At 53.6% G+C, this 14,545-nt stretch carries 14 protein-coding genes; 8 read left to right on the top strand and 6 right to left on the bottom strand.

What is annotated here, in order from left to right; genetic code table 11:
* The first annotated feature begins 159 nt into the window (after positions 1-159).
* From ftsA to VMT30_00325, 4 genes are all read left to right on the top strand, one after another.
* Positions 160-1,326: a cell division protein FtsA gene (ftsA, locus tag VMT30_00340; GenBank protein ID HVQ43405.1), complete on the top strand. Its 1,167-nt coding sequence runs from the start codon at positions 160-162 to the stop codon at positions 1,324-1,326.
* 237 nt (positions 1,327-1,563) lie between these two features.
* The gene (gene ftsZ / locus VMT30_00335; GenBank protein ID HVQ43404.1) at positions 1,564-3,018 is read left to right on the top strand and encodes a cell division protein FtsZ; all 1,455 of its coding nucleotides are present in this window, start codon (positions 1,564-1,566) and stop codon (positions 3,016-3,018) included.
* Between the two features lie 30 nt (positions 3,019-3,048).
* The gene (locus VMT30_00330; GenBank protein HVQ43403.1) at positions 3,049-3,312 is read left to right on the top strand and encodes a hypothetical protein; all 264 of its coding nucleotides are present in this window, start codon (positions 3,049-3,051) and stop codon (positions 3,310-3,312) included.
* Entirely contained in the window at positions 3,309-3,566 is a 258-nt protein-coding gene (locus VMT30_00325) for a YggT family protein (protein HVQ43402.1), read from the top strand. The genes VMT30_00330 and VMT30_00325 overlap by 4 nt, the downstream gene beginning before the upstream one ends.
* A gap of 9 nt (positions 3,567-3,575) precedes the next feature.
* Here the strand turns inward: VMT30_00325 and VMT30_00320 are convergent, their stop codons facing one another.
* Entirely contained in the window at positions 3,576-4,430 is an 855-nt protein-coding gene (locus VMT30_00320; protein ID HVQ43401.1) for an alpha/beta hydrolase, read from the bottom strand.
* Between the two features lie 107 nt (positions 4,431-4,537).
* Between VMT30_00320 and VMT30_00315 the strand changes: the two genes are divergently transcribed.
* Positions 4,538-4,969 carry a DUF1801 domain-containing protein gene (locus VMT30_00315; GenBank protein ID HVQ43400.1) on the top strand — a complete coding sequence of 144 codons (432 nt, stop codon included), beginning with the start codon at positions 4,538-4,540 and terminating at the stop codon, positions 4,967-4,969.
* Here VMT30_00315 and VMT30_00310 read toward each other — a convergent pair.
* Genes VMT30_00310 through VMT30_00300 form a run of 3 tightly spaced genes read right to left on the bottom strand, consistent with a single transcriptional unit; the run spans position 4,966 to position 6,093 of the window.
* Positions 4,966-5,331: a VOC family protein gene (locus VMT30_00310; protein ID HVQ43399.1), complete on the bottom strand. Its 366-nt coding sequence runs from the start codon at positions 5,329-5,331 to the stop codon at positions 4,966-4,968. The genes VMT30_00315 and VMT30_00310 overlap by 4 nt on opposite strands.
* A complete protein-coding gene (locus tag VMT30_00305; GenBank protein ID HVQ43398.1) occupies positions 5,328-5,618 on the bottom strand; it encodes a DUF4287 domain-containing protein in 291 nt (96 codons plus the stop codon). The genes VMT30_00310 and VMT30_00305 overlap by 4 nt, the downstream gene beginning before the upstream one ends.
* Positions 5,619-5,631: 13 nt before the next feature.
* Positions 5,632-6,093, bottom strand: coding sequence for a hypothetical protein (locus tag VMT30_00300; protein HVQ43397.1), 462 nt, complete (start codon positions 6,091-6,093; stop codon positions 5,632-5,634).
* 82 nt (positions 6,094-6,175) lie between these two features.
* On the opposite strand from VMT30_00300, the gene VMT30_00295 reads away from it, so the two are divergent.
* Entirely contained in the window at positions 6,176-7,009 is an 834-nt protein-coding gene (locus VMT30_00295; protein ID HVQ43396.1) for an aldo/keto reductase, read from the top strand.
* 67 nt (positions 7,010-7,076) lie between these two features.
* On the top strand, positions 7,077-8,342 hold the full coding sequence (locus VMT30_00290; protein HVQ43395.1) for an ATP-binding protein: 1,266 nt from the start codon (positions 7,077-7,079) through the stop codon (positions 8,340-8,342).
* A gap of 47 nt (positions 8,343-8,389) precedes the next feature.
* Here the strand turns inward: VMT30_00290 and VMT30_00285 are convergent, their stop codons facing one another.
* Both VMT30_00285 and VMT30_00280 read right to left on the bottom strand, forming a co-directional pair.
* A complete protein-coding gene (locus VMT30_00285; protein HVQ43394.1) occupies positions 8,390-10,279 on the bottom strand; it encodes an ATP-binding protein in 1,890 nt (629 codons plus the stop codon).
* Positions 10,269-11,273: an SIR2 family protein gene (locus VMT30_00280; protein HVQ43393.1), complete on the bottom strand. Its 1,005-nt coding sequence runs from the start codon at positions 11,271-11,273 to the stop codon at positions 10,269-10,271. Before VMT30_00280 ends, VMT30_00285 begins: the two co-directional genes overlap by 11 nt.
* 293 nt (positions 11,274-11,566) lie before the next feature.
* Here VMT30_00280 and ileS point away from each other — a divergent pair, with 293 nt between their 5' ends.
* A complete protein-coding gene (gene ileS / locus VMT30_00275; protein HVQ43392.1) occupies positions 11,567-14,491 on the top strand; it encodes an isoleucine--tRNA ligase in 2,925 nt (974 codons plus the stop codon).
* Positions 14,492-14,545 lie beyond the last annotated feature (54 nt).

The raw sequence follows: 14,545 nt of genomic DNA, 5'->3' as shown, positions 1-14,545 counted from the left end.
TGTAGAAATTGAACCTGCTGGGTATTCAATATTGCGTATTCAGCTTCGTAAGAACTATAATGTCATCCAGTAGGGAGCACCGGCAGACACGTGGCCTCAAGACCAGCGGAACAAGTTTATATAGGACTCGATATTGGCAGTACCAAGGTTTGTTGTATCGTGGGTCTGCACGAAGAAGGTGCGGCGCTGCCGAGCGTGATTGGCGTGGGCTTGGCGCCGGCCAGCGGTATGCGCAAAGGCGTGGTGGTGGACGTAGAGGAGACGGTGTCGGCCATTACGGCAGCGGTGGACGAGGCGGAGCGCATATCGGGCGTGGCGATCGATCAGGCCACCATTTCGATCGACGGGGCGCATGTGTCGAGCCAGAACTCCAAAGGTGTGATTGCGGTGGGGCGGGCGGATCAGGAAATTATGGTCGAGGATTTGGTGCGGGTAGAGGAGGCAGCGACGGCGATTCAACTGCCGCCCAACCGTGAGATTATTCAGGTGTTTCCGCGGTCGTACTCGGTGGACGGCCAGACTAATATCAAGGACCCCGTGGGCATGCACGGGGTGCGGCTGGAGGTGGAATCGCACATCATTAGCGGCTCGGTGCCGGCGATCAAGAATCTGGATCGAAGTATTCACCAGGCGGGGATCGCCATCTCGGGCCAGGTGTTGGTGCCGATTGCGGCGGCGCGGGCGGTGCTCACGAAGCGGCAAAAGGAGCTGGGCGTGGCGCTCGTGGATATTGGCGCCGGTACCACGGGTGTGGCGGTTTTCGAGGAGGGCGACATTCTGTACTCGAGCGTGATTCCGGTGGGGGCTGGTCATGTCACGAACGATTTGGCAATCGGACTCAAAACCAGTGTGGATACGGCCGAGAAGATCAAGCTCAAGTACGTGCGCGCCCATACCAGCAAGGCCAACTTGAGCGAAAAGATTCGGATCGAGGAGCTCAGCACCGAAGACAATGTGGTGACGCGTCGAGAGCTCCAGAATATTGCGGGAGCGCGCCTGGACGAGATCTTCCACATGGTGCGCGCAGAGCTGCGCAAGGTGGGCAAAGACGTGATGCTGCCGGGAGGCGTGGTGCTCACTGGCGGAGGCGCCAAGATGCCAGGGATTGATGAGCTGGCGAAGGAAGCTTTGCAGCTGCCGGTGGTAATCGGTAAGCCCGAAGGTTTTACGGGGATTGTTGATCGGATAAACGACCCGGCTTTTGCTGCGCCGGTGGGATTGATGCTCGAGAACATGACCCATGCGGAAATTGAGCCGGCGGCCGGGGCGTCGTTGGGTCAGACAGTGGATCGCATCCGGAAGACACTGCGCAATTTGCTGCCGTAGAAAAAGTTTTTTACTCAGTTTGTTTTTTAAAGATCCGTGAGGGTCTGTTTTTGATTTTGAGATGAGCTTGGTAGGGGCATTTTTAGTTGTTTTTGAATAGATTATTTGTTCGTCTAGAAAGCCAAATTACGGCGAATAAATAATTTGCATTCATTTTGTGAGACGGTTATAGTCAGCCTTGTACTCGTAGTTTTTGGCAGAGGCCAGCGAGTCCTTGGTGGTAAGGAGTTACACAGTATGGCTGAGATTATGCCCGACGTTGATACGTCAGCTCGAATCAAAGTAATAGGTGTGGGTGGGGGCGGCAATTCGGCCGTAAACCGCATGATTGAATCCAAACTCCAGGGCGTGGAGTTTGTGGTGATTAATACCGATGCGCAGGCGTTGTTGCACGCCAAGGCGCCGAGCAAGATACATATTGGCCGCGAAACAACGCGCGGTTTGGGCGCGGGGGCAGATCCCGAGGTGGGTCGTCGGGCGGCTGAGGAAAGCGAGAAGGAAATCTACGAAGCCGTGAAGGGCGCCGATATGATTTTCATCACACTCGGCGAAGGCGGCGGTACTGGTACTGGTGCGGCGCCGCTCATTGCGTCGGCGGCGCGTGAGGCGGGGGCGCTGGTGGTGGCGATTGTGACCAAGCCGTTTACGTTTGAGGGCGAGCGGCGGCGGCGCAGTGCGGACGCGGGGATCGTGGAGCTCAAGGAGAACGTGGATACGCTCATCACGATTCCCAACGACCGGTTGCTGCAGATGATCGATCGCAAAACGAGCTTGGTGGATGCGTTTGGGATTGTGGACGAAGTGTTGCAGCAGGGTGTCTTGGGCATTTCAAGTCTGATTACGATTCATGGACTCATTAACCTCGACTTTGCCGATGTGAAGGCGATCATGAGTAATGCGGGGTCGGCGCTCATGGGCATTGGCCGGGCCAGCGGTGATAATCGCGCGGTGGAAGCGGCGCGGCAGGCGATTGATAGCCCGTTGCTCGAGACGAGCATTGAGGGGGCGCGCGGGGTGCTGTTTAACATCACCGGCGGCCGCAACATGACGATGCACGAGATCGACGAGGCGGCCAAGACCGTGACCGATGCGGTGGATCCGGATGCCAACATTATCTTTGGGGCAGTGCTCGACGACCAGCTCGATGACGATTTGCAGATCACCGTGGTGGCGACGGGCTTTGATGTGGCCAAGCGGACAGTGCATGATTTGCCGGGACGCCGCGACATTTTCGTGAAGACGGCGCGGCCCGAGCCGGAGCGCGAGCCTGAGCCGGTGGAGCCGGAGCCTGAACCAGAGCCGGTGTTGCCCTACGCCCCGGAAGTGGTGCCGGCGCCGAGGCAGCCGTTTATCAATGAGCGGCCGCAGGTGGCGCCCGAGCCCGAGGTGGTGCCGATCGAGGTGCCGCGGGTGGAGACGGCGCCGCCGCGGCGGTTTCCGTCGCTGGCGTCGATTGAGCCGGCCGACGACGAACCCGCGCCGCATCACCGCTATGGCCAGGTGGCCGAGCCGCCGCGGCATCACGCGGAGGCGGCCCACGCACCGGCCTCGGAGCCGGCCTACGAAGACAAAATCGAGGAGCCGACACCGGCGTCGGCAGTTCAGCACCGCACGGTGGAGCCAGACTCGGGCATGCCGCTGGTGGAAGACGACTTGGATGTCCCGGCCTTTATTCGCCGCAAGGTGGAGTAGCTCGCGACTGGCAGTGCTATAATTGCGGTTATGATTGTTTACCTGCTGTACAACAAGCGCACGTCGGCTGAGCGGCTGATGGCGGAGTTTAATGACCGGTTGCAACGTGAGCAATTGGAGACGGAATTACTCGATGCGGATACGCCTCGAGGGATTCAGCTGGCGGAAAGTTATGATATTGTGGGCCGGCCGGCGGTGCTGATCTTGAAGACTGATGGGGCGCTCGTGCAGGTGTGGCAGGGTGAAGATAGCTTGCCTGCGCCTTCGGATGTAGCTTATTTGGCCCGGCAATGATTGCACTCGTGCTGGTGACATTTGTGGATTTGTTTGTGCCGCTGTTTTCGGGGGTGTTGCTGCTGCGGGTAATTTTGAGCTACGTGATGCGGCCGGGCGGCTGGTTTATGGACGCGCTGATGGGGATTACTGAGCCGGCGTTGGCGCCCGTGCGCAAGCTTTTGCCACCGGCGGCCGGCATTGATTTTGCGCCGCTCGTGGTATTGCTGTTGCTGCAGGGGCTGCAAACCTTCGTGGATAATTTGTTTCGCTAAAGGGGTTGGTTAGACAAGAAATTTGCGAAGCTGCGCGGCCACTTTTTCGGGGGCGTCGGTGTTAGGGGCGTTGTGTTCGAGGTTTGGCATCATGATGAGATTGGCTTGGGGCAGCGTTTTTTGGAGTGTTTCGAGGCCGAGTTTGAAGTGCGGTGCGCTCTTGGTGCCACCGAGGAGCAGCGTGGGGATGGTGACGGCGGCAAATGTGGAGTACGCCGAGTCGAGTTCGTAGACGAGGTCGATGTCGACGGGCATGGTGGGCAGGAGCTGCTGAATGTGTTGGCCCCAGGGCTGTCCGTCGGCAGTTTTGCGCAGGCGCATCATGACGGCCATGAGCGCGATGAGCGCGGGTTTTGGGAGGGCGCCTGCGTCGCTTGAGAGCTGGAGTCCCTTCATGATGGTGGTCATAGCGGTGGCGTAATGCTTGGCTGCGAGGGCTTGCTCCATGTCGGGCAGCCAGCCGCGGGGGATGGAGCCGTTTACGGAAACCGGCGGCTCGTAGACGGCGAGTTTTTTGAGCGAGGCGCCGAGGGCTGCCTCTAGGCTGATGAGGCCGCCGATGCTGTGTCCAAAGAGGTACGGCGCGCCGGTGGTTTTGACGACCGCCTGGATGTCTTGTTGCTCGGTGGTCATGGAGTGATCGGGTTTGATGGGTCCGCTCTGCCCGTGTCCGCGCCGGTCGACGATGTGGACGGTGTAGCTATTGGCGAGGTTTTGGGCGAGAGACAGGTAATCTGGGGCGGACCCCATGGACCCGGGTACCAGCACGAGCCCGGGGCCGGTTCCGAGCGTGAGGTAGCTTATGGTGGTGCCATCGGCGGCCTGGAGGCTGTGTTGGGTTGGGTTGAGGGTGGGTGTCGTCATGTTCACTAGTATAGCGTAAGTTTTTGGCGTTGGGCTGGGGTTTGCGAGGTTATGGTTGGGTGCGCATACGGATACAATGAACAGGCGATGAGGAGTATTATTAGCGCATGAGCGAACTTAAAACCCAAGTAAACGACGCCAGTGTGACCGATTTTATGAACGCGGCGCCGGAGCCCAGACGCGAAGACGGTCTGGTGCTGCTGGAGCTGTTCAAGAAAATTACCGGCGAGAAGCCCAAAATGTGGGGCACGAGCATCGTTGGGTTTGGACAGTACCACTACAAGAGCGAGCGCAGCCGCCAAGAAGGGGACTGGATGCTCACCGGGTTTTCGCCGCGCAAGGCTGCCCTCACGCTGTACCTGATGCTGGGTCATGGGGATTATGACGAGCTGCTGGGCAAATTGGGCAAACACAAGAAAGGCGGGGGCTGCCTGTACATCAACAAGCTAGCCGATGTGGACATGGGCGTTTTGGAGGAGCTGATCGGGCAGTCGTACAAGCATATGAAGGACACAAACGGCGGATTTGAGAACTCCTAGTCGAGCGGCTGCCAGAGCTCAATTTTGTTGCCTTCGGGGTCGTATACCCAGGCAAAGCGGCCGTAGTCTTCGTTCACGCGTTTGTCGTCAATTTTGACGCCGCTGGCTCCCAGCTGTTCGAGCATGGCGTCCAGGTCTGACACGCGGAAATTCAGCAGGAATTGCTGGTGGGCGGGGAAGTAATCGGTGTCGGCGTCGGCCGGTGAAAAAACGGTGGGGCCGGCTTCCTGATGCCAGGGCTCGGGGTTGGCCGCGCTCATGGCGGTGATGCCTAAGTTGTCGTCGTACCATTTGGTGAGGGCGGCCGGGTCCTTGGCGCGGAACATTACAGCGCCGATACCGGTGATGGATTGTTTGGTCATGATCGGCCTCCTTCTTTGCCGTCGAGTTTTAAGGTATTTGACGGGTCGCTGTGAGCGCCGCCTGAGTCCACGTGTTTGTCGCTGATCTGGGCGCCGTGCTTTATGACGTGCACGAGGGCCATGGCATGGCCGTGACCGAGGTCGAAGTCTTCCTTGAGCCAGGCGACGATGGCGCCGGCTTTGGTGGCGGGGTCGTCGAAACCTTTGGCCTTGGCGAGGGTAATGAAGTCCTGCGGGCTTTTGCCCGTTTTGGTCTCGATATTGTCTAGGTATGCTTGGAAAGACATGACGGCTCCTTGTTTAACCCTTAACTTTCTGGTAATCCAGATCGAGATCCTTTTCCCAGTTTGACCCATCTTTGGATAATTCGCCTTTACCCGTCATGGTGCGTCCGTTCGCGGAAATGGTGAGGCTATAGCGCTGGGAGAAGCTGGAAGCATCGCGCCACCATTTCATGACGTTGTGCTGGATGCTGACGCTATAGTTTCGCGAGACGCCTCGCGTGTCGTAGTACTGCATGGTATAGGTATCCAGCTCGTCGTCACTGCCAATGACGGCCAGGCCGGCGGGGATGCCGACGGGTTCTTGAATGCTTGAATTCATGCGGATAAAGCCGTCGTGCCACTCAAAGGACGTGCGGCCATGAAGAATGGTGCCGGGGATCATCCCATGGGTACCGGTGGTGTCCCAGGTCCCGATGATGGGACTGAAACGCTGAAGGGCGGGGTTGGGTGGAAAGTTTGAGGGCTTTGGCTGTTGCATAGGTTTAGTTTACAGCACGCTACGGGGGCTGGGGAGTATGGGGGCCGTGGCGGTATAATCTCAGAATAGGAGAGAAACACAGATGTCTGATATCCCATCAGTAAAGCTCAATAATGGTCTTGCTATGCCTCAATTTGGCTTGGGTGTGTGGCGGATACCGGAAGACGAGGCGGCGGATAATGTGCAGGCGGCGATTGCGGCCGGGTACCGGCTGATTGATACGGCGGCGATTTACCGCAACGAAGCCGGGGTGGGGGAGGCCGTGCGCCAGAGTGGCGTGCCGCGCGCGGAGCTCTTTGTGACGAGCAAACTGTGGAATAGCGACCAGGGCTACGACTCTACCATCAAAGCCTTCGAGGCGAGCTTGGAGCGGCTGGGCCTGGACTACCTGGATTTGTACCTCATCCACTGGCCGCAGCCAATGTACGACACGTACGTGGAGAGCTGGAAGGCGATGGAGCGGCTCTATAAGGAGGGCCGGGTGAAGGCGATCGGGGTGAGCAACTTTCAGCCGGCGCATGTGGAGCGGCTGGCGGCGGAGTGCGAAGTGGTGCCGGCGGTGAATCAGGTGGAATTGCATCCGCTGCTGACGCAAGCCGAGGTGCGGGCGTACGATGCGGCGCACGGGATTGTGACGGAGTCGTGGAGTCCGTTGCGGGGCGTGATCGGCGAGGGCATGCCGGACGTGCTGCGCGATATGGCGGCTAAGTATGGCAAGACGCCGGCGCAGGTGGTGCTGCGGTGGCACATCCAGCTGGGGTTGGTGGTGATCCCGCGGTCGTCCAAGCCGGAGCGCATCCGCGAGAACCGGGACATCTTTGATTTTGAGCTCGACGCGGCGGATGTGCAGGCGATTTCGGCCCTGAACCGGGACGAGCGGCTGGGTGCGCATCCGGATACGATGGACAAGCGGTAGGCTGGACAGCTTTTTGGTTCATTTGGCAATGTAACGGTTGGTTCGTCAGAGACGTATAATGGCCTTTATGAATATACTGACCAAAGCGTTTCAAGAAATTACATTTGATGACGTAGTGGAGTGTTGTCGTGCAGAAACACTCGAATCGGCCGTGTTGGATTATAAGAAGTCCATGCCAGGCGATTTATCGAAGCATTTTGCTACTTTTTCCAATACACACGGTGGGCTAATTATTATTGGTGTCGAGGAAGATAGCGTCACCGGAAAGCCTAAAACATATGAAGGTATCGTATTTGATGGCAAACTCATAGACCAAGTGCATCAGTTTGCTTCAAATGTGTCACCTTTTCCTCGGTATGAAGTACGAGCAACGGACGAAAAGGCTGGGAAGATATTTTTGCTGGTAAAGATTTTTGAGGGTGATCAGCCACCCTATATGTCGAATAGTGATTCTACGATACGGTTAAGAACAGGCAATATTAGTACACCTCTCCGAAATGCCGATTCGCGTGAGTTAGAGAAGCTGCATGAGAAAAAGGCAAGAGCTCAAGTTCTGCGCCAAGATGCTCTTGCTAGCTCTGATCTCATTTACAGAGCAGCGCTAGACAGGGCTATCGGCGAATGGAAAGAAAAGAGACAATTGGACCCGAGTAGCGTTTCAAAGCATGAGCCGGCAGAAATAGAATCGCCTTTTAGAGTTACGATCATGCCAATTTCTCCATCTGAAGCAATTGTTAACTATCGATTTATCAAGGATAAACTTGATGAATATCGCGTCCGAACAAGATTTTATAGAGATTTTCCGGAGCTCAATGTCGAAACGATGCCTGGAGGCATAATGTTTGCTGCTTGGTCGTGGATTGATAGTGATTTCAGATACGGCGAGGTGACAGAAAAAGGTGTGATTGACTCGGTTGTCGATGTTCTAAGCGCTGATCCGACCAAAGGTATTCGTCAGATCGCCATGGGGCATATGGTATCGAATTTGGTAAGGCAACTCGAGGTTGCGAAGAAATTCTACAATCTTATCGGCTTCAATGGTTTGTTGACTTGCAGAATATCATTGGATAAAGCCAAGGGAGTGGCTGTTTATGGGCCCTTACCTGATGGTTGGCAACGGAGCTCGTTTGGGAGTGGGTCCGAGCTTACCAAACTTGGGTCTTACGAGTGGGAGGTGGCTAATTTAGACACCGTAAAGCTTAATGATATTGAGTCGTTAAGCACCGAAGTTCTTGAAACAGTTGAAAGATTTTATTGGGATTTTGGAATGCACACTCCAAACAAAGACATGCTAAAAGAATATTTGAAACAGCAAGGGTGGAAAACCCCCTGAGTTATATGCTGTGTTTTAAGCCGTCGGTGATGGATCGGGTGGCTGGTTCATAGGTCTGATCGCCAAAGTTCGTCCAGATCGATTGTTTCACTTTGCGGTTGTTCGTCCCTGTCTAGCAGGCCTACCTTTACTGACAATGGAAACTGCGTCATCTGTCCTGCAATAAAACAGCAGCCTATTGATAAATTTGATATTGAATCAAATGAAAGCTTATCAAGGTAGCTAACGGCTTTATTGATTGCCCACAAGTCATTGTCATTCATTAGCCTATGGATGAAGTAGTTGTGGAGTTGCGAGATGATGGTAGGGGAGATGTCCGATGGGCGTTGGCTGGCGATGGTAAGAAAAACGCCGAACTTTCTCCCTTCTTTAATAATTTCTTCGAACGTTTCAAGACGGTAATCCTTCCAAGATTCTGCCTCTCGACTCGAATTTTCTGAGAGAATATTGTGCGCCTCGTCGATGATAATGTTGAGCGAGTTATTCTTGTCGGTTTCTCTTTTTTCCTTTTGGTTGTCGTAATTCGTCTTGCAGATTAATAAAGGGATTATCTTTTTAACTTCTAAATTGACGTTTTTTAAGTCAATAATGTGTACATTTGACCCAGTGGAATCTGGAAGCTCATTCCTAATATCAAACACCTTATTCAGCATGTCGAAGCGTTTTTTCAGACGTCCAACTAAAGGGCTAATATGCTCTTGATTTGCGTACCCATTAAGAATTTCGAAGTAATATTGGTCTAATACTTTGAACTGTATCTGCTGCAAGATGTTTAATGGTGTTCTGACTGATACGTTAAAGTACCCGGCTTCCCCAATAAAAGCGCTTTCATTTGTGTCTGCATAAACCTTAATGCCACCGCTAATGAAGTAGAAAGCGCAATTGTCGTTACCGTGGTATTTTAGATCGTCAATATTCTTGCTATCTCCAACTATCTTAAAACCTAGCTGTTCAAAGTCCTTAACGAACTTTTTGAGAAATGGAACATTAAAGCTTTTATCCTTCATGACTAGGATGTCTTTTAGTTTTTGGGTAATGCTTCTGATCTCTTTTTCGTGGTTTGCGTTATCAGTATCAAACCAGTCTCTATCAATTGCTCTGTATAAGAAGGGCTGCTGTGTCTTTTCTGTGGCATCCAATAGAATTGACAGAACCTCCAATTTCTCAAGCTCTGACTTTAAGATGGGATATTTGCTTCCTGTATTGTCGCGTGTTTTTAATTTATATAGGATTTTTTGGTCTGTTAGGATGTGATCGTTTGTCGCTTTCGAATATTCGCCGTTGAAGTCGATGAATATGAACTTTGACTTTGATTTGAAGTTGCCGCTTAGATTATTTAGTTTGAATAACTCAGAGTACATTTTGGCGAGGGTGTTGGACTTGCCGGAACCAGTATTGCCGAAGATACCAATATGTCCCGCAAATAGTTTTTTAACCGCGATAGATATATTTTGTGTTTCCTCATCAATTAACGAGCCAAGTGGTATTGAGAGTTCTTTTTCGTTAGATAGTTTATGGAGTTTTTCAAACTCGCTTCTTGAAAGTAATTTGCACTCGCTGCCTATCAGCGGCATCTCTTTTATGCCATGCTGGAAGTTGTGATCGTCGTCATAAAAACCGAAAACTGAAACATTCAGGAAGCGGTTTATTTTTTGTTTTTCATTGGCATAGCTTTTGTTGGCCTGGAATTTGTCTTCCTCAAGGTATTCGCCTTCAACTTTGCATATGATCTCAGTGAAGCCTTTCAGGATTTTAATGTAGTTCGAGAGTCCGACGGAGACATTTTTAATCGTCCGTCCTTTAAAGAATAGATGGGGGAGATTCTTGTCCTTATTAACCTTAACAACAATGTCTTTTCCCTTGACACTGTATACGCTACCGATTGTAAAAACCGAATCACTGGTTAGGCGTTCTTGTAGACTGAAATTATTCGCCATCCTCGTGAACCTCAGGTTTGTCGTTGAAAATTTTTGAAATATAGGCAGTAATCTCCTCGAGCGAGAATTCGGTTTCCGGAGAGATTATATACAGGTTGGGGTTCTTTTTTTCGTTAAGCTTGTCTGATGCCTCGTTATATGGGGAATGCGCGAAATAGATGACCACAAGAGTGGGGTTTGACTTCATGACCCCGTATAGGAGGTCTTTTATGTGTTTATCCGACAGCGAGAATCCGGCAATTAGTAATACGCTGTTTTCTTTTTCAAGCTCTAATGTGAACTTACGCAGCATTGATGCGTAGCTTCTGTTAAGCACCGTTTCGAAATGCTTTTCAGCATTCGGATTAATAACTGCGATTTGCTTGTAGCCTTCATCAAAATCGGTGCCTGTTTTGGTGTCCAGGCCGTTCTCGATGTGTTGTCCGTTTGAATAGGTGATCACTTCGTCTTTTGCTTGCCATGATAGCGAGCCGTGTAACTTAATGATGTTGAACAGGGGAATATCTGAAGTGTTATCAAACTGTAGGCTTTTGTATTTTTGAATTTTATTGAAGTTAGATACGCTAAAAACAGGGTTGATTTGACCTGCGAAGCCATCGTTGTATGGAATATTAAGCCTCTCGCAGGATGCTTCAATGAACATGTCAAAGTTGGTCGTAAATATATTTATTTGTTTATTGACGATATGTAGTGACCTTTTGGCGACTGTGTCGACCCAAAAGCCGAGGAACGAGTCGTAGTTTTGTCGTGTCTTTAGTAATTTTCTTTTCTCGGTTGGACTGGTTTCTAAAGTTTCATCAAGGACTGCTTTGGATTTAAGGATCAGTTTGTAGTAGTCTTTTTGCGCAGCTTCCTTTGTGGCCTCATTATTCATCCTTTCTTCGATGTCCTGGAGAGTTGCAAGGTAATCGCGCGAGCACCCAGATCCTAGTAGGAGGTTAATATGGCCGCTTTGGATTATTTCTTTTAGTTCCTTATTGCTGATTGTCTTCATGATGTTTCTTTACAGGGTTAGCTCTTAATTATTTGATCAGCTCGTTCATTTATTGTCTCTAATATGGTATTATAGCCTCACAATTAGATAAAAGCACTGTGCTGAAAAAGCGCATGAGCGGCTATCAACCGCGAAGCTGCGGGAAGAAATCGTCTGATAAGCGAGAGTAGAACCCGACGTAAATGTCTCGGACGTTAATCGAGAACGAATGAAGTGTCCCATCTGGAAAGCAGGGTGGAACCGCCCGAAAGGGTCCCTGCAAACGGATGGATTTTTGTATTTAAGGAGCACCCATGAAGAAAGCACCACAAGCCGATTTTCCCGCTTTTGAAGCCGAAATGCTGAAAGCGTGGAGTGATGAGAAGACATTTGAAGCGAGCTTGAAGAATCGCGAGGGTAAGCCTCGGTATTCGTTTTATGATGGGCCGCCGTTTGCGAATGGGTTGCCGCATTTTGGGCATTCGTTGGTGACTGCTATTAAGGACTCGCTGGGCCGGTATCACACGATGCAGGGTGAGTATGTGGAGCGCCGGAACGGGTGGGATACGCATGGGTTGCCGGTGGAGTTTGCGATTGAGAAAGAGCTGGGGGTGAGCGGGAAGAAGCAGATTTTGGAGCTGGGGCTGGCGAAGTTTAATGAGGCCTGCCGGGCGAGCGTGTTCAAGTACAAGGGCGATTGGGAGGAATTTTTCCGGCGCATTGGGCGGTGGACTGATACTGAGAATGCTTATGCTACTATCGACCGCGACTACACCGAGAGTGTGTGGTGGATGCTGGGCCGGGTGAACGAGAAGGGGCTGCTGTATCGGGGGTATAAGAGCATGCCGTATTGTCCGCGGTGCGAGACGCCGCTGAGCAATTTTGAGGTGAATGAGGGGTATAAGGACGATGTGCCGGACCCGAGCCTGTATGTGAAGTTTAAGCTGGTGGATGAGGACGCGAGCCTGCTGGCGTGGACGACGACGCCATGGAGCCTGAGCGGCAACGGGGCGGTGGCGGTGCATCCGGATGAGGCGTATGTGTATGTGCAGACGACGGAGGGGGATGAGGTGCTGGTGCTGGCCGAGAAGCGCTTGAGCGCGCTCAAAGGTGATGACTTCACGGTGCTCAAGAAGGTGAGCGCCCGTGAGCTGGCGGGTAAGCGGTATGAGCCGCTGTTTACGGTGGAGGGGCTGGACAAGCTTGAGGGGTATGAGAATTTGTACCAGGTGCGGCTCTCGGATACGGTGAGCGTGGAGGATGGCACGGGTGTGCTGCATGTGTCGGCGGCGTACGGCGAGGAAGACCTTAAGATCGGCCAGGATAATGGCTTCCCCGTGCTTACTACGGTGGACACGAGCGGGCGCGTGAAGCCGGGGATGGGGCTGGATGAGGTGGAGGGGGTGTTCTTTAAGGAGGCGGACCCGGCGATCGTGGAGCATTTGACGCGGGCGGGACGGGTGTATGCGGCGGAGACGTTTACGCATACGTATCCGTTTTGCTACCGGTGTGACTCGCCGCTGCTGTATTACGCTATTACGACCTGGTTTGTGAAGGTGTCGGCGGTGCGGGACGATATGATGCGCACGGCGGAGCAGATTCATTGGCAGCCGGCGCATATTAAAGACGGCCGGTTTGGGAAGTGGCTGGAGGGGGCCAGGGACTGGGCGATTTCGCGCAACCGGTACTGGGGCGCGCCGCTGCCGATCTGGGTGAATGAGAAGGATGCGGATGACTATTTGGTAGTGGGGAGTCTGGATGAGCTGGTGAAGCTGGCGGGCCTTGAGGGCAAGCCCGAGGATTTGCACCGGCCGGGCATCGACGAGGTGGTGATTCGCAAGGACGGCAAGGTTTATAAGCGGGTCGAGGAGGTGTTTGACTGCTGGTTTGAGAGCGGTTCGATGCCGGTGGCGCAGCAGCATTATCCGTTTGAGAATGAGACAGTGTTTGATGAGAGCTTCCCGGCTGATTATGTGGGTGAGGGATTGGATCAGACGCGGCTGTGGTTTTATGTGTTGCATGTTTTGAGCACGATTGCATTTGACCGGCCGGCGTACAAGAACGTGCTCGTGAACGGCATGGTGATGGCGGCGGATGGGCAGAAATTGAGCAAGCGGCTGCGGAATTATCCGCCGGTGGAGGACGTGTTTGCGACCGAAGGAGCTGATACGCTGCGGTTTTACTTGCTGGGCAACGACCAGGCGGTGGGCGCGGACTATATGCGGTTTAACCGCGAGGCGATGCGGGATATTCAGCGCAATGTGTTTGGCACGCTGTGGAATAGCTACTCGTTTTTGAGCATGTACGCGGAGATTGATGGATGGAAGCCGGGCAAGAAGCTGGTGCGGCCGGCGAGCGACAATGTGCTCGATCGGTGGATGCTGGCGCGGCTGGACGAAACGACGACGGCGATGACGACGGCGGCTGATGCCTATGAGCTGGCTCAGGCGCTGCGGCCGCTGCGTCTGCTTATTGACGATTTATCCAACTGGTATGTGCGGCGTTCCAGAAGGCGGTTTTGGAAGAGCGAGGATGATGGCGATAAGCACGGCGCCTATGTAACTTTGCACTATACCCTTGCCCGGATCGCCCAGCTTTTGGCTCCGTGGAGCCCGTTTGTGGCGGATAAGCTATGGCGTGGTTTGACTGAGGGTATGGATGAGGTGGTGAGCGTGCATCTGAGTGATTGGCCCGAGGCGGGCGAGGTGGACGCGCGGTTGATTCGCGAAATGGCTCTGACGCGCGAGGCGATTACCATGGGATTGGCGAAGCGGGCCGAGGCGAAGATTAAAGTGCGGCAGCCGCTGGCGAAGGCGACGGTGCGAGACACGTTGGACCCGACGTACGAGGCGTCTGGGCAGCTGAAGGCGCTCGTGGCTGAGGAGCTCAATGTGAAGCAGGTGGTAGTGGCGGCTAGCGGCGATCCGGATCATGTGGCCGGTACGGCGATGGTAGAGCTCGATATTGAAATCACGCTCGAGCTGAAGGCCGAAGGGTTGATGCGCGAGGTGGTGCGGCAGGTACAGAGCGCGCGCAAGGCGGCGGGGCTGGAAGTGGATGACCGGATTGTGTTGACGCTGGCGACCGAGGCTCCGGAACTGGCGGCGGCGTTGCGGACGCATGGTGAAACCATCAAGACTGAGACGCTGGCGACGAAACTGCTGACGACCGGCGCGACTGGTGAGGTGCCGGTAAAAGTGGATGGGGCTGAGCTGTACATCGGGATCGTGAAGGCGTAAATGGTGAGCGGCTCCTTGTCCGCTCGGTGGAGGGATAAGGAGCCGCGGTGGCGG

The sequence above is a fragment of the Candidatus Saccharimonadia bacterium genome (assembly GCA_035544015.1).
In the GTDB taxonomy this organism is placed as follows: Bacteria; Patescibacteriota; Saccharimonadia; order UBA4664; family UBA4664; genus UBA5169.
This window is presented reverse-complemented; position numbering and strand designations above follow the sequence as displayed.